The sequence below is a fragment of the Serratia sp. BFP-2025 genome, from assembly GCF_050880365.1.
In the GTDB taxonomy this organism is placed as follows: domain Bacteria; phylum Pseudomonadota; class Gammaproteobacteria; order Enterobacterales; family Enterobacteriaceae; genus Serratia; species Serratia surfactantfaciens.
In genome coordinates, this window is sequence record NZ_JBPAFV010000001.1 from 324,024 (window position 1) to 350,214 (window position 26,191).

The window sequence follows — 26,191 nt, forward strand, 5'->3', positions numbered from 1 at the left end:
GAGGGATTATGAACCCGCTGTTATTCACCCCGCGCCGCCGCATTGCGGCCGCGTTCTGGCTTTCTTTAGGCGTCGCCGGCACCGCGCTGGCGCAACCGCAGCCGCCGTTGGCGGAACGCGCGCCGAAAGTGCTAACTGCCCACGGCGAGACGCGCATCGACGATTATTACTGGCTGCGCGACGACAGCCGAAAAGAGCAGAAGGTGCTGGACTACCTGAAGGCGGAGAACCGCTACACCGAGCAAATGATGGCGCCGTACCAGAAGCTGCGCGCCACGCTGTATCAGGAGATGCTGGGCCGCATGAATCCTGACGATCGTTCGGTGCCCTATCAGCTCAACGGCTATCGCTATCAGGAAAGCTACGCCGCCGGTAAAGAGTTCGCGCTGTATCAGCGCCAGGCGCTCACCGCCGACGCGCCGTGGCAAACCTTGCTGGACGCCAATCAGCGCGCGGCCGGCCAGGCCTATTATCGACTGGGGGCAATGGACGTCAGCCGGGACAACCGCCGTCTGGCGGTGGCCGAAGATCTGCAGGGCCGCCGCCAATACCGCATTTCCCTGCGCGAATTAGGCAGTGACAGCTGGTCGCCGGAAACGCTGGAAAATACCTCCGGCAACATGCTGTGGGCCAACGACAATCAAACCCTGTTCTACGTGCGCAACCACCCGCAAACGCTGTTGCCGTATCAGGTTTACCGCCATCAGTACGGGACGCCGACGGCGCAAGATAAGCTGGTGTACCAGGAAAACGATCCGGCGTTTTACCTCAGCCTCGGCCGCTCATCCTCACGCGATTACCTGATACTCACCATCAGCGGCAATACCACTTCCGAAGTGCGCCTGATCGACGCCAGCCAGCCGCAGCGCGAGCCGCAGTTGTTCGCCGCCCGACAAAACGGCCGCGAGTATTACCTCGATCACTACCGCGGCGAGTTCTATCTGCGTTCCAACCATCAGGACCCGAATTTTGGCCTGTACCGTACGGCTGCGGCGGGTAAACCCTGGCAGACGCTGATTGCGCCGCAGGCGCAGCACGAGGTGGAAAGCTTCAGCCTGTTCCGTGACTGGCTGGTGGTGCAGGAACGCGCCAACGGGCTGGTACAGCTGCGGCAAATCAGCTGGGACGGTAAAACCGAGCGCGCCATCCCGTTCGACGACGCCAGCTACATGGCCTGGCTGGGCTATAACCCGGAGCCGGACAGCGATCGGTTGCGCTACGGCTATTCGGCGATGACCACGCCGACCCGCACCTATGAGTGGGATCTGAATAAGGGCGAGCGTACCCTGCTCAAGCAGCAGGAAGTGAAAGGCGTCGATCCCAGCCTGTATCACAGCGAGCGCATCTGGGTAACGGCGCGCGATGGCGTGAAGGTGCCGGTCTCGCTGGTGTATCGCACATCGCTGTTCAAAAACGGCCATAACCCGCTGCTGGTCTACGGCTACGGCGCTTACGGCATGAGCATGGATCCGGCATTCAGCGCCAACCGCATCAGCCTGCTGGATCGCGGCTTTGTCTATGCGCTGATCCACGTGCGCGGCGGCGGCGAGCTGGGGCAGAGCTGGTACAAACAGGGCAAGCTGACGCACAAACCGAACAGTTTCAACGACTTAATCGATGCCACCCAGGCGTTGATCAAAGACGGCTACGGCCAGCCGGGGCGCATCTACGCCATGGGCGGCAGCGCCGGCGGCTTGCTGATGGGGGCGGTGATCAATCAGGCGCCGCAGCTGTACAACGCGGTGGTGGCGCAGGTGCCGTTCGTCGATGTGGTGACCACCATGCTGGACGACAGCATTCCACTGACCACCGGCGAATACGAGGAGTGGGGCAACCCGAACCAGCCGGCCGCCTATGCGCTGATGAAGTCCTACAGCCCGTACGACAACGTGCGCAAGCAGCGTTATCCGAACCTACTGGTCACCAGCGGTTTGTACGACTCGCAGGTGCAGTATTGGGAGCCGGCCAAATGGGTGGCGAAGCTGCGGCGTTTCAAACAGGGCGATTCACTGCTGCTGCTCTCCACCGACATGACCGCCGGCCATGGCGGCAAATCGGGCCGCCTGGCGCGGCTGGAAAACGGCGCGCTGGAATACGCCTTTATTCTGGCGGCGGATCGGCAGGCGCAGAAATAATCTTTAGCGCCGCGGCCTGCTGCGGCGCAATAAAACAATAACAACCTTATTTACCGCGTTTTCGGCGGGCTTTTTGCTGGGCATTGTCGGCCATCAAACCTTATTGGCTATTTCTGGGGATATATGAAAATCAAAATGATAGCGAGCCTGATCGGCGCGGGACTGGCGCTGCACGGGCCGGCTGCGGCCGCGCAGGAACAGGCGGAAAATAATAAAGGCAGCGTGGTGTTCAGCCCGCTCAACGTCTCGGCCGCCGACAGCGGCAAAAGCAGCGAAAAAGACGCGTTGGCCAGGCCGGGGGCATTCAGCTCGCGCGACGAAAACAAAAATCTGGAGTCGGTGGACAGCATTCTGCGCAGTATGCCGGGCACCTATACCCAGATCGATCCCGGCCAGGGATCGGTCAGCGTCAATATCCGCGGCCTGAGCGGTTTCGGCCGGGTCAACACCATGGTCGATGGCATCACGCAAAACTACTACGGCAACTCGCCGAGCGACGCAGCGCACGGGGGATTGCCCACCAGCCAGTTCGGGGCGCTGATCGATCCTAACTTTATCGTCGGCGTCGACGTGGCGCGCGGCAACGCCACCGGTTCCGACGGCGTCAACGCCTTGGCGGGCAGCGCCAACTTCCGCACTATCGGCGTGGACGACGTGGTGTTTTCCGATAACCCGTTCGGCGTGCGCACCAAATTCTCGGTGGGCAATAACGGCATCGGCCGCAGCGGCATGATCGCCGTCGGCGCCAAAACCGCCGCCTTTGCCGACGGCGGCAGCCTGGGGGCGATGGCGGCGATCAGCGGCAGCTCCATCACCTCCAACTACAAAAACGGCGCCGGTTTCGACAGTGAGATGTTCAACGTCGATAAAACCTACCGCCAGAACCCGAAATCCCAGCTGTTCAAAGTGGACATCAAGCCGGATGCCTTCAACAGCATCGAACTGTCGGCGCGCAGCTACCAGAATAAAATCACCCGCCGCCACATCGACAGCGACGATTTCTACCTCAAATACCACTATGCGCCGTTCTCCGAGCTGATAGATTTCAACCTGACCGCCAGCACCAGCCGCGGCGAGCAAAAGTTCATGTCCGACAACATGGCGGGGTTCAGCGACAGCACGGCGAAAAACATCTCCGATGCGCTGGATATCAACAACACCAGCCGTTTCAGCCTGCAGGACGTCGATTTCGCCTTCAGCTACGGCGGCAAGCTGGTGCGCAACGAGTATAAGAAAAAGGCCTCCGGTTTGGTGACGGATGACGATCAGGCGGAAAGCATGCCGGTGGGAATGTCGGGCAAGCAGGATATTTCCAGCCTGTACAGCGGGTTACAAGCTAACTACGGCATCTGGCAGGGGAATTTCGATCTGAACTACACCGCCTATCGCCTCTCCGGCTATAAGCCGGCCTGTGACGAGCGCGTAGAATGCTTCCCGCAGGGCGCCAGCAATATCACCCGCAATGAACAGGGTTTCAACCCGTCGGTAATGCTGTCGGCGCAGGTCACGCCGTGGCTGCAGCCGTTCGTCAGCTACAGCAAGTCGATGCGCGGGCCGAATATCCAGGAGGTGTTCTTCGCCAACAGCGGCGGTCAGTCGATGAACCCGTTCCTGAAGGGCGAAAAAGCGGAGACCTGGCAGGGCGGGTTCAATGCCAATGCCCACGATCTGTTATTCAAGCAGGACAGCTTCCAACTGAAAGCGGTCTATTTCGAAACCAGGATCAAAAACTACATATCCAGCCAAACCTACCTGGTGTGTAAAAACCGCCAGAAGTGCAACCGTTCGCAGGCGACGCAGGAAGAGTGGGATAACGCGGACGTCAACGTCAGCATGACCATGTACAGCAACGCCCCCGAACCGGTCAAAATGCGCGGGGTGGAGCTCGAAGCGCTGTACGACGCCGGTTTCGCCTTCACCAAGCTGTCGTTAAGCAAGGAGCATACCTCCCAGCCGACCAACCAGGCCAGCAACGTGTTCGGCGCGGGTGATGTCAGCGAACTGCCGGAATTCTACTTCACGCTGGACAGCGGGGTACGCCTGCTGGACGAGAAACTGACGCTGGGCGGGGTGGTGAAATACACCGGCAAAGCGGTGCGCCTGTCGCCGGACTCTGATTACGATGAGAATGAGCAGTTGCTGAAAGAGCCGGCACCGCATATTCCGACCATTATCGATCTCTACGGCACCTATCAGGTGAATCGCAATCTGTTGCTGAAGCTCAGCGTGCAAAACCTGATGGACAAAGACTATTCGGACGCGCTGAACAAGATGAACTCGCTGCCGTCGCAGTCGCAGTATGAGACGCCGACCAACACCGCCCGTGGGCGGACTTATATCTTCGGCGGGGAGGTGCGCTTCTAAACCGCAGCAGAGCAGGGCGCAGTCACTGCGCCCGTTTCGCCTGCAGCAGCCATTTGTCCAGCTCGTTGGCGAACTGCTGGCGGTCGCGCTGGTTCAGGGCGTTCGGGCCGCCGGTCTGAATGCCGCTGGCGCGCAGGGTATCCATAAAATCGCGCATGTTGAGGCGCTCGCGGATGGTGTCCGGCGTATAGCGCTCGCCGCGCGGGTTCAGCGCCACCGCGCCTTTCTCTATCACCTCCGCCGCCAGCGGAATATCGGCGGTGATCACCAGATCGCCCGCTTCGCAGCGGCGCACGATCTCGTTGTCGGCCACGTCGAAGCCGGCCGCCACCTGCAGTGAACGGATGTACTTCGACGGCGGCGTGCGCAATGGCTGGTTCGCCACCAGCGTCACGGTGATGGCGGTGCGATCGGCGGCGCGGAACAGCACCTCTTTGATCACGTTCGGACAGGCGTCCGCATCGACCCAAATCTGCATCATTTCGGCTCCTGCAGCCAGTCGCGCACCGGCAGGAAATCGCGCGCCAGCGCCGCTTCCGGGCTGTCGGCGTCCGGGTGGTAGTTATATTCCCAACGCACCAGCGGCGGCATCGACATCAAAATGGACTCGGTGCGCCCGCCGGTTTGCAGCCCGAACAGCGTGCCGCGATCCCACACCAGGTTGAACTCCACGTAGCGGCCGCGGCGATACAGCTGGAACTGGCGCTCGCGCTCGCCCCAGGTCAAGGCCTTGCGTTTTTCGACGATCGGCAGATAGGCGTCGAGGAAGCCCTGGCCCACCGCACGGGTGAAGGCGAAACAGTGGTCGAAGTCCGGGGTGTTCAGATCGTCGTAGAACAGGCCGCCGATGCCGCGCGCTTCGTTGCGGTGCTTGATGAAGAAGTAATCGTCGCACCACCGTTTGTATTTGGGGTAAACCTCGTCGCCGAACGGCGCGCACAGCTCGGCTGCGGTACGGTGCCAGTGCACGGCATCCTCTGCGAAACCGTAGAACGGCGTCAGGTCAAAGCCGCCGCCGAACCACCACACCGGCGCTTCGCCCGGCTTTTCGGCGATGAAGAAGCGCACGTTGGCGTGGCTGGTGGGCACGTAGGGGCTGAGCGGGTGGATCACCAATGAGACGCCCATCGCTTGGAAACTGCGCCCGGCCAGTTCCGGACGGTGCGCGGTGGCCGAGGCCGGCAGGGTGGCGCCGGAGACGTGCGAGAAGTTGACCCCCGCCTGTTCGAACACCGCGCCGTTGGTCAGCACGCGGCTGCGGCCACCGCCGCCTTCTTCACGCGTCCATTGGTCTTCGGTGAACGTGGCGCCGCCGTCGGCCTGGGCGAGCTGCGCGCAGATATGATCCTGCAGCGCCAGCAGGAAGGATTTTACTTCAGCGATGTTAGGTAAACTCATGCGGGGTCTTTATAGCGTCTGGCTGAACAAGGCGCTGAGTATACTCTTATTCGCCGCCCGCGGCATCAGCGGGGTTTGCGCTGGTGGGCATCGAAGTAATTGAAGAAATTGATGATGCCGTCCGAGATGGCGCGGGCTATTTTCTCGCGAAACGCGGTGGTGCCTAGCAGCCGCTCTTCGTTCGGGTTGGTGATGAACGAGGTTTCTACCAGTACTGAGGGAATGGACGGCGATTTCAGCACCGCGAACGCCGCCTGTTCGGTGCTGTCGCTGTGCAGGTGGTGCACCGGGCGGATCTGGCCGAGCACGTGGCGGCCGAGCGTCAGGCTGTTGTTGATGGTATCGGTTTGCACCAGATCGAACAGCACCTGCTGCAGGTAGTTGTCCTGATCCTTGTACTTGCCGCCCGCCACGTCGTCGGCGGCGTTTTCACGATTGGACAGGTAGCGCGCCATGGCGCTGCTGGCGCCGCGGTTGGACAGGGCGAACACCGAAGCGCCGGAGGCCGATGGGCTGGTGAAGCCGTCGGCGTGAATCGAAATGAACAGATCGGCCTGGTGCTGGTGGGCGATCTCCACCCGCTGGAACAGCGGAATGAACTCGTCTTCTTCGCGCGTCAGGCGCGCTTCGACGTGGTCGTGCTCATGCAGAAAACGGCGCACGTGGTTGGCGATTTCCAGCACGATGTGTTTTTCCTGCGAGCCTTCGTGGCCGACCGCGCCGGAATCGATGCCGCCGTGGCCGGGATCGATCATCACCAGCTTTTTGCCGCCGATCGGTTTTGCCGTCGGTTTGCTGTGCTGATTGCGCAGCAGGCCTTCCGCCTTGGCGCTTTGGCTTTTTACGCCAAGCAGCGCCACCGCCAGGCCGGAAAGCAAAAGTTGGCGTCGCGTCGGGGAAACGGCAAGCGGTTTAAAATTGAGGAATGGTTTACCCTGCTTTTTCATTACGCAACGCTCCATCGACGTTTCTATTTTGCGACGTTATATCGTATTGATAATCATTAATCGACCCGATAACTATTTCCATTTATTACGCCTGTTACCGGCGATTTCTGGGCAAATAGCGCGGTAAATCGCAGTTTGATATTGCGTAAGTGAATAATCACGCGATAATCAGATAAACACCTTAATTAACAGCGGCCAACATCGATGGAAATTCGCGTATTTCGACAAGACGACTTTGAAGAAGTCATTACCCTGTGGGAGCGCTGCGATCTGCTGCGCCCCTGGAACGATCCGGAAATGGACATCGAGCGCAAGCTGAACCACGACCCGGAGCTGTTCCTGGTGGCGGAGGTTGGCGGTGAAGTGGTCGGTTCGGTGATGGGCGGCTATGACGGCCACCGCGGATCGGCTTATTACCTCGGGGTGCATCCCGACTATCGCGGGCGCGGCATCGCCAATGCGTTGATCAACCGTCTGGAGAAGAAGTTGATCGCCCGTGGCTGCCCGAAGATCCAGATTATGGTGCGCGAAGACAACGACACGGTGGTCGAGATGTACGAGAAGCTCGGCTACGAGATCCAGGGCATCACCAGCCTGGGCAAGCGGCTGATCGAAGATCAGGAATATTGAGCAGGCAGCGGGCGGCGGCGTCGCACCGCCCGCCGCAGCGCATTACGGCAGCTTTTTGACGGTTTTCACGTCCACTTCGAGGCTGTTCCAGTCTTTATCCACTTTACCTTCCAACTGCACCTTGTCTTTCGGCGTAACGGTCTGGCCGTTCCAGCGTTTGCGGTCGATATCGACCGTCAGGGTGCCGGTGGCGTCGCGGAAGGTATAGGTTTCGTCGCCGATGCGCTGTTCGATGTTGCCCTGCAGCATCACCCAGGTGTCGTCGCTCAGCGATTTCACCTTGTCCACGGTGGTCAGCGCCGCGCTGGGGCCGGAGAAACCGCCCTGCGGAGCAGGCTGTGTTTGCGCCTGCGGCGCGGCCGGATCGAGGAACCCGCCTTGTTGCGCCAGTACCGGTGCGCTGCACAGCGCGATCAGAGCGGCCAGAGTCAGTTTTTTCATGTTGCGCTTCCTTATCGTTATCGAAAATCACATCCCGCTGATATCGGGTGCTTGCTTGGTGATAAGGATTAAAACACGCCGATCTTAAGAGCTTCTTAAGCCGACGCATTGAAATTCCCATCGCCGGCGCCCATCTGTAGCCATAGTCTTTTTATTCTGTTGGCAAGGAACGACCGTTGAAGCCATTCTCACCCCGCTTTTCCCCGGACGATTACGATCAGCACGGCACGCTGCGGCTGCCGCTGGGGTTTTGGGCCGTGCTGATTCTGCAGGCGCGCACCTGGCTGCTGTTCGTGATGGCCGGCGCTTCGCGCGAGCAGGGCGAAAGCTTGCTGGCGCTGTTTTATCCGGATACCCAACGCTTTTGGTACGGTATGCTGCTCGGTCTGCCGGCGGCGCTGGCGTTTTTGCTGAGCGGCCGTCGCCACCAATGGCCGCGGCTGTGGCGCGGCTGGCGCTGGGTGTTGGCAGCCTCTCTGCTGGCGTCGCTCGGCGGCTCGCTGTTCAGCCTGTGGCGCCAGGACGGCGATGCGCCGGGGCTGGAGTTGGCGTTGGCGCTGTTCGACGCGCTGGCGCTGAGCTATCTGCTGCTGAATGCGCGCCTGAAAGCCTGTTTCGCGCCGGCGGAGCAGGCTGACTAATTGCCGAGAAGTGCGGCACTTTTCGCATTTTCCGCACTCCAAGCAGGCAACCGTTGGCGTAGTGCGGGCCGTTGTGAGAGGCTGGCACGCAGCAAAACGCCGAGTGCGGCAGGGGCGGGTTACCGCCCCGTGCCATTGATGTTTAAGGAGCTAGAGATGAATATTCGCCCCCTGCTGTTAGGGCTTCCGCTGTTACTGACCGGCTGTTCGAGCATGTCCAATTTCTCCTGGTCCAGCCTGTCGCCGTTCAACTGGTTCGGCAGCAGCCTGGAGGTCGGCGCCAAGGGCGTCGGCAAGCTCAACGCCGGCACGCCGATGTCGGAAAGCGCCATCAACGACGGGCTGGACGGCAACTACCGCCTGCGCGGCGGCATGGCGACCAACAACGGCCAGATCGTCTCTTACTATCAGGCGCTGTCCGGCGACGAAGTGAAGCTGGTGATCACCGGCGAACCGAAAGGGCGCCTGCAGCGGGTGGACGTGATGGATCCTAAAGTGGCGACGGAGTGGGGCAACAAGCTCGGCACGCCGTTCGGCGACATGTACAGCAAGGCGTTCGGTTCCTGTAAACCGGGCAGCGGCGAAGACGCCGGCAAGGTGGAGTGCGTGGCGGAGCAGAGCAAGTACGTCACCTACATCTTCAGCGGCAAGTGGGCCGGGGCGCAGGATATCATCCCGCCGGACGACACCCTGAAAAGCTGGACGGTCAGCAAGATCGTTTGGCACGCCAAACCGCAGCAGTAACGCTGTCAACGGGCGCCGGTGCGCGGCGCCTGCCTTTTCAAGCCATTACCCCTATTTTCTTTGCGCTGCTGCAAGGCAATCGCCCGTGCTTGCGGTATCATAGCGCGCGTTTGTAACAGGGAACCCGCGCGTCAACCGCCATACCTGTTGCCGGATTCTGGTATTGAGGATAACAACATGACACAGGTTCAGAGCGGCATTCTGCTGGAGCACTGCCGTTTCGCCATTTTTATGGAAGCCAGCGTACAGGGCGAATTCGCCGATTTGCGCCAGGGCTGCAAACAGTTTTGTCAGACGTTGAGCGAGCTGCAACAGCAGTTTCCCGATGCGCGCCTCGGCGCGGTTATCGCTTTCGGCTATGACGTCTGGCACGATCTCTCCAGCGGCCAGGGCGCGAAAGAACTGAAGCCGTTTACGCCGCTCGGCAAAGGACTGGCGCCGGCCACCCAGCGCGATATGCTGATCCACATTCAGTCGCTGCGCCACGACGTCAACTTTACGCTGGCGCAGGGCGCGTTGGCGGCGTTCGGCAACGTCATCAAGATCGAAGAAGAAACCCATGGCTTCCGCTGGGTGGAAGAGCGCGATCTGAGCGGCTTCATCGACGGCACCGAAAACCCGCAGGGCGACCAGCGCCCGGCAGTGGCGACGATCGCCGAGGGTGAAGAGGATGCGGGCGGCAGCTACGTGCTGGTGCAACGTTACGAGCACAACCTGCGCCAGTGGCAGCGTTTTACCACCGAACAGCAGGAGCAGATCATCGGCCGCACCAAGCACGACAGCGAAGAGCTGCCGGCGGACCAGCGCCCGGATACTTCGCACGTCAGCCGTGTCGATCTGAAAGAGGACGGCAAGGGCCTGAAGATTCTGCGCCAGAGCCTGCCTTACGGCACCGCCAGCGGCAAGCACGGCCTGTTCTTCATCGCCTATTGCGCGCGCCTGCACAATATCGAGCAGCAGCTGCTGAGCATGTTCGGCGATCTGGACGGCAAACGCGACGCGATGCTGCGTTTCAGCCGAGCGGTGACCGGCAGCTACTACTTTGCGCCATCGCTGACGCGCCTGCTGTCACTTTGACGCCGTTGCCGAAGCCGGCGCGCCCGGCTTCGGCCCGCATTCCCGACCCGAAAACGCCGCTCTTTTCCTGCCTTATAGCGTTTGATGCTTGTAAATCACTAAACGGTATATAAAAGCGTTACAGCTCCGCACCGAGTTATAAATACACTGGTCGTCAATAAGGCGAAAGCCTGAAGGACTGACTCAGTGATAAGGTGCAGAATGAAACAAAACCGGGTTAAAAATCTCGTGCTGAAAGGTTGGCTGGCGGCTGCGCTGTTGGCGAGCGGCGCAGCGTCGGCGGCGGAATTGCTGAACAGTTCTTATGACGTTTCCCGTGAATTGTTCGTCGCGCTGAACCCCGGCTTTGAACAGCAGTGGAATCAACAGCACCCGAACGACAAGCTGACCATCAAACAGTCGCACGCCGGTTCCTCCAAGCAGGCGCTGGCTATCCTGCAGGGCTTGCGCGCCGACGTGGTGACGTACAACCAGGTGACCGACGTGCAGATCCTGCACGATCGTGGGCAGCTGATCCCGGCGGACTGGCAGGCGCGCCTGCCCAACAACAGCTCGCCGTTCTATTCCACTATGGCGTTTTTAGTGCGCAAGGACAACCCGAAGGGCATCCACACCTGGAACGATTTGGTGCGCGACGACGTGAAGCTGGTGTTCCCGAATCCGAAAACCTCCGGCAATGGCCGCTACACCTATCTGGCCGCCTGGGGCGCCGCCAGCCAGGCTGACGGCAACGATCCGGCCAAGACCCGCGCCTTTATGACTCGTTTCCTGAAAAACGTGCTGGTGTTCGATACCGGTGGCCGCGGCGCGACCACCACCTTCGTCGAACGTGGCTTGGGCGACGTGCTGATCAGCTTCGAGTCCGAAGTGAACAACATCCGTAAGCAATACGGTGAAGACAAGTACGAAGTGATCGTGCCGCCGGTCGATATTCTGGCGGAGTTTCCTGTGGCCTGGGTCGACAAAAACGTCGAGCGCAACGGCACCGAGCAGGCGGCCAAAGCCTATCTGAACTACCTCTACAGCCCGGCGGCGCAGCAGGTGATCACCAGCTTCTACTACCGCGTCTATGACCAGAAAGCGATGGCGGCGGCGAAAGGGCAATTCCCGGACACCAAACTGTTCCGGGTGGAAGACCAGTTCGGCGGTTGGCCGCAGGTGATGAAAACTCACTTCGCCACCGGCGGCGAGTTGGATCAGCTGTTAGCGGCAGGGCGCAAGTAAATGTTGGCGTTGTCGTCCAGTAAGCGGGTGCTGCCCGGATTTGGCCTCAGCCTCGGCAGCAGCCTGTTTTATACCTGTCTGATCCTGCTGCTGCCGCTCACCGCGCTGGTGATGCAGCTGGCGCAGATGAGCCTGGCGCAATATTGGGAAGTGATTTCCAACCCGCAGGTGGTGGCGGCGTACAAAGTGACGCTGCTGGCCGCCGGCGTCGCCAGCCTGTTCAACGCGGTGTTCGGCATGCTGATGGCCTGGATCCTGACGCGCTACCGTTTTCCCGGCCGTTCGCTGCTGGACGGCCTGATCGATCTGCCGTTCGCGCTGCCGACGGCGGTGGCCGGCCTGACGCTGGCCGGTCTGTTTTCCACCACTGGCTGGTACGGTCAGTGGCTGGCGCACTTTGACATTAAGGTCACCTTCACCTGGCTTGGGATCGCGGTGGCGATGGCGTTCACCAGCCTGCCGTTTGTGGTGCGCACCGTGCAGCCGGTTTTGGAAGAGCTGGGGCCGGAATACGAAGAGGCGGCCGAGACGCTGGGCGCCACGCGCTGGCAGAGCTTTCGCCGCGTGGTGTTGCCCGAGGTGGCGCCGGCACTGCTGGCCGGCACCGCCATTTCCTTTACCCGCAGCCTGGGCGAGTTCGGCGCGGTGATTTTCATCGCCGGCAACATCGCCTGGAAGACGGAAGTGACCTCGCTGATGATTTTTGTACGTTTGCAGGAGTTCGATTACCCGGCGGCCAGCGCTATCGCTTCGGTGATCCTGGCGGCGTCGCTGCTGCTGCTGTTCAGCATTAACGTATTGCAAAGCCGCTTCGGCAGACGTTTGGGAGGAGGGCACTGATGGCTGATGTTTCCGCCTTCAACGGCGCCGAGCGCCCGCGCGTCAACTGGGGCAAGTGGACGCTGATCGCCATCGGCGCGCTGTTTTCGGTGCTGCTGCTGGTGGTGCCGATGATGTCGATTTTCGCCGAGGCCTTCTCCAAAGGGTTCGGCGCGATGTGGAGCAACTTGCTCGATCCGGACATGCTGCACGCCATCTGGCTGACGGTCTTGATCGCGCTGATCACCGTGCCGTTCAACCTGGTGTTCGGCACCTTGCTGGCGTGGCTGGTGACGCGTTTCACCTTCCCCGGTCGCCAGCTGCTGCTGACGCTGATCGACATTCCGTTCGCCGTTTCACCGGTGGTGGCGGGGCTGATTTACCTGCTGTTTTACGGCAGCAACGGCCTGCTGGGCGGCTGGCTGGACGCGCATAACATCCAGATCATGTTCTCCTGGCCGGGCATGGTGCTGGTGACCATTTTCGTCACCTGTCCCTTCGTGGTGCGCGAGCTGGTGCCGATGATGCTCAGCCAGGGCAGCCAGGAAGACGAGGCTGCCATTCTTCTGGGGGCGTCCGGCTGGCAGATGTTCCGCCGCGTGACGCTGCCCAACATTCGCTGGGCGTTGCTATACGGTGTGGTGCTGACCAACGCGCGCGCCATCGGCGAGTTCGGCGCGGTGTCGGTGGTGTCCGGTTCGATTCGCGGCGAAACCTACAGTTTGCCGCTGCAGGTCGAGCTGTTGCAGCAGGATTACAACACCGTCGGCTCCTTTACCGCCGCCGCGCTGTTGACCCTGATGGCGATCGTTACCCTATTTTTGAAGAGTGCGCTGCAGTGGCGTCTGGAACGCCAGAACGCGCGTCTCGAGCGGGAGGAAAATCATGAGCATTGAGATTAACGGCATCAACAAGTACTTCGGTCGCACCAAGGTATTGAACGATATCTCGCTCGATATTGCTTCCGGCGAGATGGTGGCGCTGCTCGGGCCGTCCGGTTCCGGCAAGACCACGCTGCTGCGCATCATCGCCGGGCTGGAAAGCCAGAGCGGCGGCAAACTGGGCTTCCACGGCACCGATGTCAGCCACATGCACGCGCGCGACAGGCGTGTGGGCTTCGTGTTTCAGCACTATGCGCTGTTCCGCCACATGACGGTGTTCGACAATATCGCCTTTGGCCTGACCGTACTGCCGCGTCGCGAGCGTCCGAACGCCGCGGCGATCAAACAGAAAGTCACTCAGCTGCTGGAAATGGTACAGCTGGGCCACCTGGCCAGCCGCTATCCGTCGCAGCTGTCCGGCGGCCAGAAACAGCGCGTGGCGCTGGCGCGCGCCTTGGCGGTGGAACCGCAAATTCTGCTGCTGGACGAACCGTTCGGCGCGCTGGATGCGCAGGTGCGCAAAGAGCTGCGCCGCTGGCTGCGTCAGTTGCATGAAGAGCTGAAGTTCACCAGCGTGTTCGTCACCCACGATCAGGAAGAGGCGATGGAAGTGGCCGACCGCATCGTGGTGATGAGCCAGGGCAATATCGAACAGGTCGGTTCGCCGATCGAAATCATGCGCGAACCGGCCAGCCGCTTCGTGCTGGAATTCATGGGGGAAGTGAACCGCCTGAACGGCGAAATTCGCGGTTCCCAGCTGTTCGTCGGCGCGCACCAGTGGCCGCTGTCGTTCCAGCCGATGCATCAGGGCAGCGTCGATCTGTTCCTGCGCCCGTGGGAAATGGAAGTGGCGACTGAGAGCAGCGAGCGCTGCCCGCTGCCGGTACAGGTGCTGGAAGTCAGCCCGCGCGGCCACTTCTGGCAGCTGACGGTGCAACCGATCGGCTGGCACCAGGAACCGATCAGCGTGGTACTGTCGGAAGGCAACGCCACGCCGGTGCGCGGCGGCCGCTATTACGTCGGCAGCCTCAATGCGCGGCTGTATGCCGGCGATCAACTGCTGCAACCTGTTGCGTTAGCCAAAAGCGCCTGATAGGTTTTAGCTGCCCTTTTATTCAAGGCAACCCCAGGGTTGCCTTTTTACTTTACGTACATCAACAACACACAGGCAAAGATCGTGACAACGCTCGAACAATGCATCGGGAATACCCCGCTGGTAAAACTGCAACGGCTGGCCGCCCAGGCGGGCAGCGAAGTATGGGTCAAACTGGAAGGCAATAACCCGGCGGGATCGGTGAAGGATCGCGCTGCGTTGGCGATGATCCAGCAGGCGGAGCTGCGCGGTGAGATCAAGCCCGGCGACGTGCTGATCGAGGCCACCAGCGGCAACACCGGCATTGCGCTGGCGATGATCGCTGCATTGAAAGGCTATACGCTGAAGCTGCTGATGCCGGAGAACATGAGCCTGGAGCGGCAGGCGGCGATGCGTGCCTACGGCGCCGAGCTGATCCTGGTCAGCCGTGAACAGGGAATGGAAGGCGCGCGCGATCTGGCGCTGGAGATGCAGCGCCAGGGGCAGGGCAAGGTGCTGGATCAGTTCAATAACTTGGACAACCCCTATGCCCACTTCACCACCACCGGTCCGGAGATCTGGCGCCAGACCGAAGGGCGCATCACGCACTTCGTTTCCAGCATGGGCACCACCGGCACCATTACCGGGGTGGGCGGTTACCTGAAGAGCCAGAACCCGCAGGTGCAGATCATCGGCCTGCAGCCGGCGGAAGGCAGCAGCATCCCCGGTATTCGCCGTTGGGCACCCGCTTACCTGCCGGGCATTTTCCGCCCGGAGCTGGTGGATCAGGTGCTGGATATCGAACAGGGCGATGCCGAGCAGACCATGCGTCAGTTGGCGCAGCGTGAAGGTATCTTCTGCGGCGTCAGCTCCGGTGGCGCGGTAGTCGGCGCCCTGCGCGTCGCGGCGGCTCACCCCGGCAGCGTCGTGGTGGCGATCGTCTGCGATCGCGGCGATCGCTACCTCTCCACCGGCGTATTCGACTGAGTCCCCCTCCCGGCGGCGCGTCCCGCCGGGAAACGCCTTCTCACCTCCCTGTTACAGACTGCCTGTCCGGCCCGCCGAAGCGGCGGCTATCGCCTGCTCGCGCGCCAATCCCCTGACTGAAGTAGAGAAATCGCGCAACAGCGGCCACAATAACGGTGGCGAGACGCAAAGAGCGATGTGTAAGGATTGAGTAAAACCGGCTGCGGGCCGGCGGAATTGGCGGGAAAATAACGAAAATCGGTGAAGGAGCAAGGCATGAAAATTTTACTGGTCGACGATGACCTGGAGCTTGGCACCATGCTGAGCGAATACCTGACGGGCGAAGGCTTCGACGCCACGCTGGTGCTGACCGGCAAGGCGGGGGTCGAAGGCGCGCTGTCGGGCGATTATACCGCGATGATCCTCGACATCATGCTGCCGGACATGAGCGGCATCGACGTGCTGCGCGACGTGCGTAAAAAGAGCCGGCTGCCGATCATCATGCTGACAGCCAAAGGCGACAACATCGATCGGGTGATTGGCCTGGAGATGGGGGCCGACGATTACATGCCCAAGCCATGCTATCCGCGCGAATTGGTGGCGCGTCTGCGCGCGGTGCTGCGCCGTTTCGAAGAGCGGCCGCAAGAGGCGGACGACGAGGCCGCCATCAGCTTCGGCGAGCTGACGCTGAACCCTTCTACCCGCAGCAGCGAATGGCGGGGTAAGGCGTTTGATCTGACGGCTTCGGAATTCAATCTGCTGGAGCTGTTGCTGCGCGCGCCGGATCGCGTGGTGTCGAAGGACGAACTGTCCGAGAAAGGACTGGGGCGCCCGCGCGAGGCCTATGATCGCAGCGTAGACGTGCATATCAGCAATATTCGCCAGAAGCTGAGCGCGCTGGCCGGCAGTAAGCTGAGCATCGAGACGGTGCGCAGCATCGGCTATCGCATACGGTAACCAGACATGCGCGGAAGACTGTTCTGGAAAATTTTGCTCGGCTTTTGGCTGACCTTCCTCATTATGACGCAGGCCTTGTGGGTGGCATTTTCTCTTTATGGCGACCGCTATGTGCCGCCGGAGAATTCCATGGCACGGCGGGCGATCGGCTTGCTGCTGACCTCCGCCACCACCCAGTTGCGCAGCGGCGGCATGCCGGCGCTGGAAGCCCTGATGCGCGACTGGCCGGAGGACGATCGGCGTCTGCTGTCCGTTACGCCGATGACCCAACCGCCGCCTGAGCCGGAAGAACCGGTGTTTGAAGGGCGGCGGATGCCGAAAGAGATTTCCGCCTGGGTGCAAACTGGAGAAGGGCAGGGGTACTGGCTGAGTTATAACGTGCGCGGGCTGCGGGAAGAGTATCGGCCGGAGCGGCGTTCCCACTTCTTCAACATTCCAGCGCCGATGCTGTGGGTCGGCGGGCTGGGCGGTTTGCTGTTCAGCGCCGTGCTGGCCTGGAACCTGACCCGCCCGATGCGTCAGCTGCGCGGCGGCCTGGATCGGGTGGCGCAGGGCGATCTGTCGGTGCGGCTGTACCCGAATATGCGGCGGCGTCATGACGAACTGTCTGACGTGGCGCGCGATTTCGATACCATGGCCGAGCGGCTGGAGCTGCTGGTCAGCGCCCGTGAGCAGTTGCTGCACGATGTTTCGCACGAACTGCGTTCACCGTTGGCGCGCCTGCAGTTGGCCATCGGCCTGGCGCGGCAGAATGCCGGCAACGTCGAAACCTCGCTGAAGCGCATCGAACATGAGTCGGGGCGGTTGGACAAAATGATCGGCGAACTGCTGGCGCTGTCGCGTACCGAACACAGCAGCTTGCCGGACGAAGAGTATTTCGATCTGTATGGTCTGGTGGACGCGGTGGTGAGCGATGCGCGCTACGAGGCTCAGGTGCCCGGCGTGGATATCGTGCTGCAGGCCGAATCGGATGTGGAGTACACCGTCAAGGGCAATGCGGAGCTGATGCGGCGTGCGGTGGATAACGTCGTGCGTAATGCGTTGCGCTTTTCCAGCCACGGTCAGCGGGTGACGGTGGCGCTGTCGCGCGTCGACAATCAGTTTCAGATCGCCGTCAGCGATCAGGGGCCGGGCGTCGAGGAATCGAAGCTGTCGAGCATCTTCGATCCTTTCGTGCGCGTGAAATCGGCGCTGTCGGGCAAGGGCTACGGCCTTGGGCTGGCGATTACCCGCAAGGTGGTGCTGGCGCACGGCGGCCAGGTTGAGGCGCGCAACGGCGACAAAGAGGGGCTGATCATCACTCTGCGCGTGCCGCGCTGGTCGTCATGACGCAGCGAGATGGGGATACCCCGAAGGGATAAAAAAAACGGCGCCGAGGGCGCCGTTTTTTATTGATCATCCGCGATTACTTCTTGATGCGGATGATCGGGGTTTCGCCAACGGTTACGCTGCCGGACAGTTTGATCAGCTCTTTGATCTCGTCCATGTTGGAGATAACGACCGGCGTCAGGGTCGACTTGGCTTTCTCTTCCAGCAGAGGCAGGTTGAACTCGATAACGACGTCGCCTTTCTTGACGCGCTGACCTTCTTCGGCGATGCGTTTGAAGCCTTCGCCTTTCAGTTCTACGGTATCGATGCCGAAGTGGACGAACAGCTCAATGCCGCTGTCGGATTCGATAGAGAATGCATGGTTGGTTTCGAAAATCTTGCCGATGGTGCCGTCAACCGGAGCAACCATTTTGTTGCCGGCCGGTTTGATAGCGATACCGTCGCCAACGATTTTTTCAGCGAACACTACGTCCGGCACATCTTCGATATTGACGATTTCGCCAGAAAGGGGAGCGACGATCTCGATAGTGCCCGTGTCTTTCTTGTCATCAGAAACCAGAGATTTCAGTTTATCGAACAAACCCATGATCTTCTCCTAAGCATTAAATTGGGCGGCGTTCCAGTGTCGTGGAAGTTTAGCAGAGCGTTTTTTCTTCGATGAATTTATTGACGCAATTCATCAGGTCTTGTGCCGTTGGCTGTGCCAAGGCTTGCGCTGCCAACGCCTTCACATCTTCGAAATTCGTGTTGCGAATAATTTTCTTGATGCGCGGGATTGAAATCGCACTCATGCTGAACTCATCCAGCCCCATGCCCAATAACAACAGTGTAGCACGCTCATCGCCAGCCAGTTCACCGCACATGCCGGTCCACTTGCCTTCCGCGTGAGATGCATCAATAACCTGTTTAATCAGGCCAAGTACTGATGGGGACATCGGGTTATAGAGATGAGAAATCAGCTCGTTGCCGCGATCTACCGCCAGAGTATACTGGGTTAGATCGTTTGTCCCAATACTAAAGAAGTCGACTTCTTTCGCCAGGTGGTGAGCGATGACCGCCGCAGCCGGTGTTTCCACCATCACGCCCACTTCGATGCTCTCGTCAAACGCCTTGCCTTCTTCGCGCAGCTGCGCCTTCAGCGTCTCGATTTCGCCTTTCAGATCGCGCACTTCTTCCACGGAGATGATCATCGGGAACATGATGCGCAGTTTGCCGAACGCCGAGGCGCGCAGGATGGCGCGCAGCTGGGCATGCAGGATTTCACGGCGGTCCATCGCGATGCGGATGGCGCGCCAGCCGAGGAACGGGTTCTCTTCCTTCGGCAGGTTCATGTACGGCAGGTCTTTGTCGCCGCCGATGTCCATGGTGCGGACGATCACCGCTTGCGAGCCCATGGCTTCCGCCACGGCCTTGTAAGCCTGGAACTGCTCGTCTTCGGTCGGCAGCGAGTCGCGGTCCATGAACAGGAATTCGGTACGATACAGGCCGACACCTTCCGCGCCGTTGCGCTCTGCACCCGCGACGTCGCGCACGGTGCCGATGTTGGCGCAGACTTCAACCTGATGGCCGTCCAGCGTAATCGCCGGCAGGTCCTTCAGCTTGGCCAGATCGTTTTTCTCGGTGATGTATTGGTTCTGGGCGGCTTTCAGCTGATCGATAACGTCAGCGGTCGGGTTAACGTAAATTTTGTTGTTAACCGCGTCCAGAATCAGGTAGTCGTCGTTTTTCACCTGCTTGGTCACGTCGCTGGTACCGACGATCGCCGGCAGCTCCAGGGAGCGCGCCATGATGGAGGTGTGGGAGGTGCGGCCGCCGAGGTCGGTGATGAAGCCCAGCACTTTGTCCAGGTTCAGCTGCGCGGTCTCGGACGGGGTCAGATCGGTGGCCACCAGGATCACTTCGTCCTGAATGGAGCCCAGATCGACGATCGGCATGCCCAGGATGTTCTGCAGCAGGCGCTTGCCGATGTCGCGCACGTCGGCGGCGCGTTCTTTCAGGTATTCGTCGTCCAGCTCTTCCAACGCTTTCGCCTGACCTTCGATCACGGTGTAGGCGGCGGCGTCTGCGGAGGCCAGCTCATCTTTGATTAGGGCTATGATTTCCTGCTCAAGCTCTTCGTCTTCCAGCAACATGATGTGGCCTTCGAAGATAGCTTCCTTCTCTTCGCCGAAGGTTTCGCCAGCTTTGGTCTTGATCGCTTCCAGCTGTTCGGACGCTTTCGCGCGGCCGGCCAGAAAACGCGAGACTTCCTGCTCTACTTGATCAGCAGAGATTTTTTTCCGGTTGATGACAATGTCGTCTTCTTTCAGCAAGAGAGCCTTACCAAAAGCGATGCCCGGTGATACTAAAATGCCTGAAATCATAACCCTACCTTACTCTTGACTGGTGTTAACTAAAAAGACGGGCCGATTACTCAAGCTCTGCCATCAGTTTTACCAAGTGCTCAACGGCTTTCTGCTCGTCTTCACCTTCAGCGGAGATGGTCACTACGGTCCCTTGAGTCAGCCCCAGAGTTTGCAGTTTGAACAGACTTTTAGCGCTGGCGCTTTTGCCGTTGGAGGTCACGGTGATGTCAGACGTGAAGCCTTTGGCTTCTTTAACGAACTGAGCGGCAGGGCGAGTATGCAGACCATTCGGAGCGGTAATAGTAACTTCTTGCTGGAACATTGATGTTTCCCCAACTTATTGGATTAATGTTGTGGTGCTAAAGTTTAGCCCAGGGGCCTGACTTTAGCTTGCCTGGTTATAGCGCCTGACTATGGACAGGGGCGAACGTTGATGCAACAGAAAACGACGCGTTAGGCACTTCAGATCAAAAAACTCGGCTTTAGACGTCGTTCCAATCCGCTCCCCATTATGCCCGATTCGACGCGTCGGCGACAGATGAGTAAATCGATTCAGCCTTGACCGGGCTCGGGGGGTGATTAATTTTGCGCATCGAAATAATGCACCGTTAAATACTAAAGGAGACGGGCAAAAGCAATCTTGGACTGCTATAAAGTTTGATCCAGTCCACAAAAAAGCACCCCGCAGGGTGCTTTTTTAGCGATTTGTGCAGTGCTGGAATTACTGTTGCAATTCCTGCTCGGTGAACAGATCGGCAAACAGCGCGGTGCTCAAATAACGTTCGCCGGAAGACGGCAGTATCACCACGATGGTCTTGTCGGCGAACGCCGGTTCTTCGGCCAGTTTTACCGCCGCCGCGACCGCCGCGCCGGAGGAGATGCCCGCCAGGATGCCTTCTTCGTCCATCAGGCGACGCGCCATGCTGATGGCTTCGTCGTTGGAGATTTTCTCGACGCGATCCACCAGGTCCAGATCGAGGTTGCCCGGAATGAAACCGGCGCCGATACCCTGAATCTTGTGCGGGCCCGGTTTCAGCTCTTCACCGGCCAGCGCCTGGCTGATGACCGGCGAGTCGGTCGGCTCGACCGCCACGGTGGTGATGGCCTTGCCTTTGGTGTTCTTGATGTAGCGGCTGACACCGGTTAGCGTGCCGCCGGTGCCGACGCCGGAGATGAACACGTCGACTTCCCCATCGGTGTCTTCCCAGATTTCCGGGCCGGTGGTTTTCTCATGGATCGCCGGGTTGGCCGGGTTGCTGAACTGTTGCAGGATCAGGTAACGGTTCGGATCGGTGGCGACGATCTCTTCCGCTTTGGCGATGGCGCCCTTCATGCCTTTCGCCCCTTCAGTCAGCACCAGGTTGGCGCCCAGCGCCTTGAGCAGCTTGCGGCGCTCGATGCTCATGGTTTCCGGCATGGTCAGCGTCAGCTTGTAACCGCGCGCGGCGGCGACGAAGGCCAGCGCGATGCCGGTGTTGCCGCTGGTGGGCTCTACCAGTTCCTTGCCGGCGGTCAACACGCCGCGTTGTTCCGCATCCCAAATCATATTGGCACCGATGCGGCATTTGACGCTAAAGCTGGGGTTGCGCGATTCAACCTTGGCCAGAATGCGTCCGTTGCCGATACGGTTCAGACGAACCAGCGGCGTATGGCCGATTGTTAATGAGTTGTCTTCATATATCTTGCTCATAGCCCGTCCTTTAACTCTATGAAAATGTGGGGAACATCGAAAGCATACGCTAACAGTACCGGCAGGGAAGTAAAGAATTGGTATATCTATATGTTATTAGGAAATAAGTTTTAAGCACAATGATAAGGGCGCGAAATGCGCGCCCTGTCGAAAATTCCCGCGCTATCGGCGGTAAAAAACGGCGATTATCGGACGAATTGCGAGCGGTAGCGATCGACCCACATCGCGGTGGCGCCGCAGACGGCGACCGGCAGGATCACCAGATTGAGGATCGGGATCATGGTGAACAGGCTGACCAGCGCGCCGAACTGCAGGTTGTCGGTTTTGTGCTGGCGCAAGGCGCGGCGCATGTCGGCAAAGCTCACCTTGTGGTTGTCGAACGGGTAGTCGCAATACTGGATCGCCAGCATCCAGGCGCTGAACAGGAACCACAGCACCGGCGCCACCGTCTGACCGATGCCGGGCACGAAATACAGCGCCAGCAGCAGCAGCGCGCGCGGCAGGTAATACATCAGCTTGCGCCATTCACGCGCCATGATGCGCGGCAGATCTTTGGCGATGCCGAGCAGGCCGGTGTCCGGCAGCGGTTTGCCGGTCAGGCTGCCTTCGAGCTGTTCCGCCAGCAGGCCGCAGAACGGTGCAGCAATAAGATTGGTGATGGTGCTGAACAGATAGCTGAACACCAGCAGCACCGAAACGACCGCCAGCGGCCACAGCAGGTAGCTCAACCATTGCAGCCAGTCGGGCACGTGGCTCATCATCGCCGGGATCCAGTCGCCGAGCCGGCTGAACAGCCACCAGAAAGCGGAGCCCATCAGCAGCACGTTGACCAGCAACGGCAGGACCACATAGCGTTTAATCCCCGGGCGTGAAATCAGGCGCCAGCCTTCGGCAAAATAGTGAATGCCGCTGGTCGGGCGGGAAGGGGGCTGCGTATAGGACATATCTTAAGTTATCTCGTTGTCTGAACAGGCATCATTATCATATAGGGATGATTTTCCACTGGCTAGGGTAGGGTTGGCTGAAAAACCAGCAGAAAAAGGCAGTATAATCATCTTTATTGGCATAAAGTTCAGCACGGACTTGCACTTGTGTGCGCGGGCAAATAGAGTTAAAGAGTGAATGTTTGCCGCGGTGGCAATGTATTGGAACAACAGAGATAGCAATGATGCAGGATTTGCGTCTGATATTAATCGTTGTTGGCGCGATCGCCATAATAGCGCTGTTATTGCACGGTCTGTGGACCAGTCGCAAAGAACGGTCAGCGCTCTTCCGCGATCGCCCAGCCAAGCGTTCCCAAAAGGAACGTGAACAAACTCCGATCGACGATCTCGAAGAAGGCGTCGGTGAGGTGCGCGTGCGCGCCGCTCACCCGCAAGACGAGCCGTCATTCGGCCATTTCGATGCCGCACGCGAAGAACCCGTGGCCGCGCCGAAGCCCGCTCCGGCGGCTGCGCCAGCGCCCCGCGCCGTTCAGCCGGCCGCTCATCAGACACCGCCTCCGCTGTCTCAGCGGCCGGAGTATGATGACATCCTGCTGAACAACTACGCGCCGGACGAAGAACAGGCCGAGCCGCAGCAACCGCAACCGGCCGCGCGCCGTGAGCCGCGCGTCGACGATCTGCCGCATGAACATGAGGCGCCGCAGGTGGCGGAACCGGCATTCCACGCCGAACCGGCCCCTGTGCAGCCCGCGCCGGCAGCGAAGCCGGCGCAGGAACCTGCGCCGCAGCCACAACAGCCGGCGGTTGCGCCAATTCCGGCTAAGCTGAAAGAGACCGTGCTGGTGTTGCACGTCGCGGCCCATCAGGGTGGCGTGATCGGCGGCGAAGTGCTGCTGCAGAGCGTGTTGCAGGCGGGCTTCCAGTTTGGCGAGATGGGCATCTTCCACCGCCATATCAGCCCGGCCGGCAGCGGCCCGGTGCTGTTCAGCCTGGCGAACATGGTCAAGCCGGGATCGTTCGATCCTGACATGATGTCCGACTTCTCCACGCCGGGCGTGTCGATGTTCATGATGGTGCCGTCTTACGGCGACGCCAATCAGAACTTCAAGCTGATGCTGCAGTCGGCGCAGCGCATCGCCGACGACGTGGGCGGCGTGGTGCTGGACGACGAGCGCCGCATGATGACGCCGCAGAAGCTGGAAACCTACAAAGCGCGCATCCGTGAAGTGTTGGAAAACAACGCCTGACCGGGTTGCCGCGCGCACTGAACATCCGTAACAACAAAGCCCCCGCTAGCCGGGGGTTTTTTATCTTTGATGGTGAGCCATGGAATCGATAATCCAACAAATCAATCAACTACGAGCCACATTGCGCCATCATGAATACCAGTACCATGTGCTGGATGCGCCGGAAGTGCCGGATGCGGAATATGACCGTCTGATGCGCGAGCTGCGCGAGCTGGAGAGCGCGCATCCTGAGTGGGTCACCGCCGATTCGCCGACCCAGCGCGTGGGCGCGGCACCGCTGGCGGCGTTCGACCAGGTGCGTCACGAAGTGCCGATGCTGTCGCTGGACAACGTGTTTGACGAAGAGAGCTTCCTGGCGTTTTACAAGCGCGTGCAAGATAGGCTCAAGAGCAGCGATCCGCTGACCTTCTGCTGCGAACTGAAGCTGGATGGCCTGGCGGTCAGCCTGCTGTACGAAGACGGCGAGCTGGTGCGCGCGGCGACGCGCGGCGACGGCACCACCGGTGAGAACATCACCGCCAACGTGCGTACCATCCGCGCCATCCCGCTGCGCCTGACCGGCGACAACATCCCGCGCCGGGTGGAAGTGCGCGGCGAAGTGTTTATGCCGCAGGCCGGTTTTGAGCAAATGAACGAAGAAGCCCGGCGCAAAGACGGCAAGGTGTTCGCCAATCCGCGCAACGCCGCCGCCGGATCGCTGCGTCAGCTCGATCCGCGTATTGCCGCCAAACGTCCGTTGACCTTCTTCTGCTATGGCGTTGGCCTGCTGGAAGGCGGCGAGCTGCCGCGCAGCCACTTTGAGCGCCTGATGCAGTTCAAAGCCTGGGGTCTGCCGGTCAGCGATCGCGCCCAGCGTCGCACCGGCAGCGAGGAAGTGCTGGCGTTTTATCGCCAGGTCGAGCAGGACCGCGCGCAGCTCGGTTTCGACATCGACGGCGTGGTGATCAAGATTGACGACATCGACCTGCAGGAAACGCTGGGCTTCGTGGCGCGCGCGCCGCGCTGGGCGACGGCGTTCAAATTCCCGGCGCAGGAGCAGATCACCGTGGTGCGCGAAGTGGAGTTTCAGGTTGGCCGCACCGGCGCGATTACGCCGGTGGCCCGCCTTGAGCCGGTGCTGGTGGCCGGGGTGACCGTCAGCAACGCGACCTTGCACAACGCCGATGAAATCGAGCGTCTGGGGCTGCGCATCGGCGATACGGTGATCGTGCGCCGCGCCGGCGACGTGATCCCGCAGGTGGTGGGGGTGCTGGAAGACCGCCGGCCGCAGGATGCGCGCGAAGTGGTGTTCCCGCTGCATTGCCCGGTGTGCGGTTCCGACGTTGAGCGCGTGGAAGGCGAGGCCGTGGCGCGTTGCACTGGCGGGCTGATCTGCGGTGCGCAGCGCAAGGAGGCGTTGAAGCACTTCGTTTCCCGTCGCGCGCTGGACGTAGAGGGCATGGGCGACAAGATCATTGAGCAGCTGGTGGACAAGGAGTACGTGAAGAATCCGGCCGATCTGTTCCGCCTTTCCGCCGGCATTCTGACCGGCCTGGATCGCATGGGGCCGAAATCGGCGCAGAACCTGGTCAACGCGCTGGAGAAATCCAAGCAGACTACCTTCGCCCGCTTCCTGTACGCGCTGGGCATTCGCGAGGTCGGTGAGGCGACCGCTGCCAACCTGGCGGCGCATTTCGGTTCGCTGGAGAAGCTGTTCGCCGCCGATATTGAGGCGTTGAAAGAAGTGCCGGACGTCGGTGAAGTGGTGGCCAAACACACCCGCAACTTCCTCGATGAAGCGCTCAATCAGCAGGTGATCAACGAGCTGGTGGGTGCCGAGATCGGCATTCATTGGCCGGCGCCGGTGGTGGTGGTGGCGGAAGAGATAGACAGCCCGTTCGCCGGCAAAACCGTGGTGCTGACCGGCTCGCTGAGCCAGCTGTCGCGTGACGAAGCCAAAGATCGCCTGACGGCGCTGGGCGCCAAGGTCAGCGGCAGCGTATCGAAGAAAACCGACCTGGTGATCGCCGGCGAGGCGGCCGGTTCCAAGCTGGCGAAGGCGCAGGAGCTGGGTATCGCGGTGATCGATGAAGCGGAGATGATCCGCCTGCTGGGTGACTGATGGAAAAAGAAAACCTACTGGAGATCGCCAATACCGTGATGCCGTTCGGCAAGTACCAGGGGCGGATGCTGATCGATCTGCCCGAAGAGTACCTGCTGTGGTTCGCTCGCAAAGGCGAATTCCCCAAAGGCAAGCTCGGCATGCTGATGGAGATGACGCTGGCGATTAAAATCGAAGGGCTTGACCACCTGGTCAAGCCGCTGAAGAAAAGCTGATCTGACGGGCCTTGGCCCGTCTTT

Annotated in this window: 25 protein-coding genes; 16 read left to right on the forward strand and 9 right to left on the reverse strand. The window is 60.4% G+C overall.

The annotated features are described in order from the left end of the window. Positions 1-8: 8 nt before the first annotated feature. A complete protein-coding gene (locus tag ACRAWE_RS01550; protein WP_432524533.1) occupies positions 9-2,135 on the forward strand; it encodes a S9 family peptidase in 2,127 nt (708 codons plus the stop codon). A 123-nt stretch (positions 2,136-2,258) separates the two neighbouring features. After that, positions 2,259-4,499: a TonB-dependent receptor domain-containing protein gene (locus ACRAWE_RS01555; protein WP_432524536.1), complete on the forward strand. Its 2,241-nt coding sequence runs from the start codon at positions 2,259-2,261 to the stop codon at positions 4,497-4,499. Positions 4,500-4,521: 22 nt separating this feature from the next. On the opposite strand, the gene ACRAWE_RS01560 is transcribed toward ACRAWE_RS01555, so the two are convergent. The 3 genes from ACRAWE_RS01560 to amiA all read right to left on the reverse strand — a co-directional run bounded on the left by ACRAWE_RS01560 (position 4,522) and on the right by amiA (position 6,844). Beyond that, positions 4,522-4,977 (reverse strand): YaiI/YqxD family protein, encoded by a 456-nt coding sequence (locus tag ACRAWE_RS01560; protein ID WP_004936514.1) that lies wholly within the window; start codon positions 4,975-4,977, stop codon positions 4,522-4,524. Further along, positions 4,977-5,897 carry an oxygen-dependent coproporphyrinogen oxidase gene (gene hemF / locus ACRAWE_RS01565; RefSeq protein ID WP_432524538.1) on the reverse strand — a complete coding sequence of 307 codons (921 nt, stop codon included), beginning with the start codon at positions 5,895-5,897 and terminating at the stop codon, positions 4,977-4,979. Before hemF ends, ACRAWE_RS01560 begins: the two co-directional genes overlap by 1 nt. A 65-nt stretch (positions 5,898-5,962) precedes the next feature. Continuing rightward, complete coding sequence (gene amiA, locus ACRAWE_RS01570) at positions 5,963-6,844, reverse strand: N-acetylmuramoyl-L-alanine amidase AmiA (RefSeq protein ID WP_432524541.1); 882 nt, start codon at positions 6,842-6,844, stop codon at positions 5,963-5,965. Positions 6,845-7,048: 204 nt separating this feature from the next. On the opposite strand from amiA, the gene ACRAWE_RS01575 reads away from it, so the two are divergent. After that, positions 7,049-7,474: a GNAT family acetyltransferase gene (locus ACRAWE_RS01575; protein WP_004936504.1), complete on the forward strand. Its 426-nt coding sequence runs from the start codon at positions 7,049-7,051 to the stop codon at positions 7,472-7,474. Positions 7,475-7,516: 42 nt separating this feature from the next. On the opposite strand, the gene ACRAWE_RS01580 is transcribed toward ACRAWE_RS01575, so the two are convergent. Continuing rightward, on the reverse strand, positions 7,517-7,915 hold the full coding sequence (locus ACRAWE_RS01580) for a YgiW/YdeI family stress tolerance OB fold protein (protein WP_019453857.1): 399 nt from the start codon (positions 7,913-7,915) through the stop codon (positions 7,517-7,519). 176 nt (positions 7,916-8,091) lie between these two features. On the opposite strand from ACRAWE_RS01580, the gene ACRAWE_RS01585 reads away from it, so the two are divergent. From ACRAWE_RS01585 to ACRAWE_RS01630, 10 genes are all read left to right on the forward strand, one after another. Continuing rightward, positions 8,092-8,556 carry a DUF2919 domain-containing protein gene (locus ACRAWE_RS01585; RefSeq protein ID WP_019453856.1) on the forward strand — a complete coding sequence of 155 codons (465 nt, stop codon included), beginning with the start codon at positions 8,092-8,094 and terminating at the stop codon, positions 8,554-8,556. 156 nt (positions 8,557-8,712) lie between these two features. Beyond that, entirely contained in the window at positions 8,713-9,300 is a 588-nt protein-coding gene (locus ACRAWE_RS01590; RefSeq protein WP_019453855.1) for an RpoE-regulated lipoprotein, read from the forward strand. A gap of 177 nt (positions 9,301-9,477) precedes the next feature. After that, entirely contained in the window at positions 9,478-10,377 is a 900-nt protein-coding gene (locus tag ACRAWE_RS01595) for a Dyp-type peroxidase (RefSeq protein WP_432524544.1), read from the forward strand. Positions 10,378-10,578: 201 nt separating this feature from the next. Then, complete coding sequence (locus tag ACRAWE_RS01600) at positions 10,579-11,601, forward strand: sulfate ABC transporter substrate-binding protein (RefSeq protein WP_019453853.1); 1,023 nt, start codon at positions 10,579-10,581, stop codon at positions 11,599-11,601. Then, positions 11,602-12,441, forward strand: a complete 840-nt coding sequence (gene cysT, locus ACRAWE_RS01605) for a sulfate/thiosulfate ABC transporter permease CysT (protein ID WP_019453852.1) — start codon at positions 11,602-11,604, stop codon at positions 12,439-12,441. Further along, positions 12,441-13,316, forward strand: coding sequence for a sulfate/thiosulfate ABC transporter permease CysW (cysW, locus tag ACRAWE_RS01610; protein ID WP_019453851.1), 876 nt, complete (start codon positions 12,441-12,443; stop codon positions 13,314-13,316). Before cysT ends, cysW begins: the two co-directional genes overlap by 1 nt. Continuing rightward, on the forward strand, positions 13,306-14,394 hold the full coding sequence (cysA, locus tag ACRAWE_RS01615) for a sulfate/thiosulfate ABC transporter ATP-binding protein CysA (RefSeq protein WP_019453850.1): 1,089 nt from the start codon (positions 13,306-13,308) through the stop codon (positions 14,392-14,394). The genes cysW and cysA overlap by 11 nt, the downstream gene beginning before the upstream one ends. Before the next feature lie 84 nt (positions 14,395-14,478). After that, positions 14,479-15,360 carry a cysteine synthase CysM gene (cysM, locus tag ACRAWE_RS01620; RefSeq protein WP_063919973.1) on the forward strand — a complete coding sequence of 294 codons (882 nt, stop codon included), beginning with the start codon at positions 14,479-14,481 and terminating at the stop codon, positions 15,358-15,360. A gap of 255 nt (positions 15,361-15,615) precedes the next feature. Next, a complete protein-coding gene (locus ACRAWE_RS01625) occupies positions 15,616-16,296 on the forward strand; it encodes a response regulator transcription factor (RefSeq protein WP_025303784.1) in 681 nt (226 codons plus the stop codon). A gap of 6 nt (positions 16,297-16,302) precedes the next feature. Continuing rightward, positions 16,303-17,625, forward strand: coding sequence for an ATP-binding protein (locus ACRAWE_RS01630; protein WP_025160147.1), 1,323 nt, complete (start codon positions 16,303-16,305; stop codon positions 17,623-17,625). Positions 17,626-17,701: 76 nt separating this feature from the next. Here ACRAWE_RS01630 and crr read toward each other — a convergent pair whose 3' ends face one another. The 5 genes from crr to cysZ all read right to left on the reverse strand — a co-directional run bounded on the left by crr (position 17,702) and on the right by cysZ (position 22,604). Further along, positions 17,702-18,211 carry a PTS glucose transporter subunit IIA gene (gene crr, locus ACRAWE_RS01635; RefSeq protein ID WP_004936467.1) on the reverse strand — a complete coding sequence of 170 codons (510 nt, stop codon included), beginning with the start codon at positions 18,209-18,211 and terminating at the stop codon, positions 17,702-17,704. Positions 18,212-18,260: 49 nt separating this feature from the next. After that, complete coding sequence (gene ptsI, locus ACRAWE_RS01640; RefSeq protein ID WP_025160148.1) at positions 18,261-19,988, reverse strand: phosphoenolpyruvate-protein phosphotransferase PtsI; 1,728 nt, start codon at positions 19,986-19,988, stop codon at positions 18,261-18,263. 46 nt (positions 19,989-20,034) lie between these two features. After that, entirely contained in the window at positions 20,035-20,292 is a 258-nt protein-coding gene (ptsH, locus tag ACRAWE_RS01645) for a phosphocarrier protein Hpr (RefSeq protein WP_004936458.1), read from the reverse strand. Between the two features lie 399 nt (positions 20,293-20,691). Further along, positions 20,692-21,660 (reverse strand): cysteine synthase A, encoded by a 969-nt coding sequence (gene cysK, locus ACRAWE_RS01650; RefSeq protein WP_016926786.1) that lies wholly within the window; start codon positions 21,658-21,660, stop codon positions 20,692-20,694. A 185-nt stretch (positions 21,661-21,845) separates the two neighbouring features. Next, the gene (cysZ, locus tag ACRAWE_RS01655) at positions 21,846-22,604 is read right to left on the reverse strand and encodes a sulfate transporter CysZ (RefSeq protein WP_019453845.1); all 759 of its coding nucleotides are present in this window, start codon (positions 22,602-22,604) and stop codon (positions 21,846-21,848) included. A gap of 221 nt (positions 22,605-22,825) precedes the next feature. On the opposite strand from cysZ, the gene zipA reads away from it, so the two are divergent. The 3 genes from zipA to ACRAWE_RS01670 all read left to right on the forward strand — a co-directional run bounded on the left by zipA (position 22,826) and on the right by ACRAWE_RS01670 (position 26,167). Further along, entirely contained in the window at positions 22,826-23,851 is a 1,026-nt protein-coding gene (gene zipA, locus ACRAWE_RS01660; protein WP_063919828.1) for a cell division protein ZipA, read from the forward strand. Between the two features lie 79 nt (positions 23,852-23,930). Next, positions 23,931-25,952 (forward strand): NAD-dependent DNA ligase LigA, encoded by a 2,022-nt coding sequence (ligA, locus tag ACRAWE_RS01665; protein ID WP_025160149.1) that lies wholly within the window; start codon positions 23,931-23,933, stop codon positions 25,950-25,952. Beyond that, complete coding sequence (locus ACRAWE_RS01670) at positions 25,952-26,167, forward strand: DUF3820 family protein (protein ID WP_342168960.1); 216 nt, start codon at positions 25,952-25,954, stop codon at positions 26,165-26,167. Before ligA ends, ACRAWE_RS01670 begins: the two co-directional genes overlap by 1 nt. Positions 26,168-26,191: the final 24 nt, after the last annotated feature.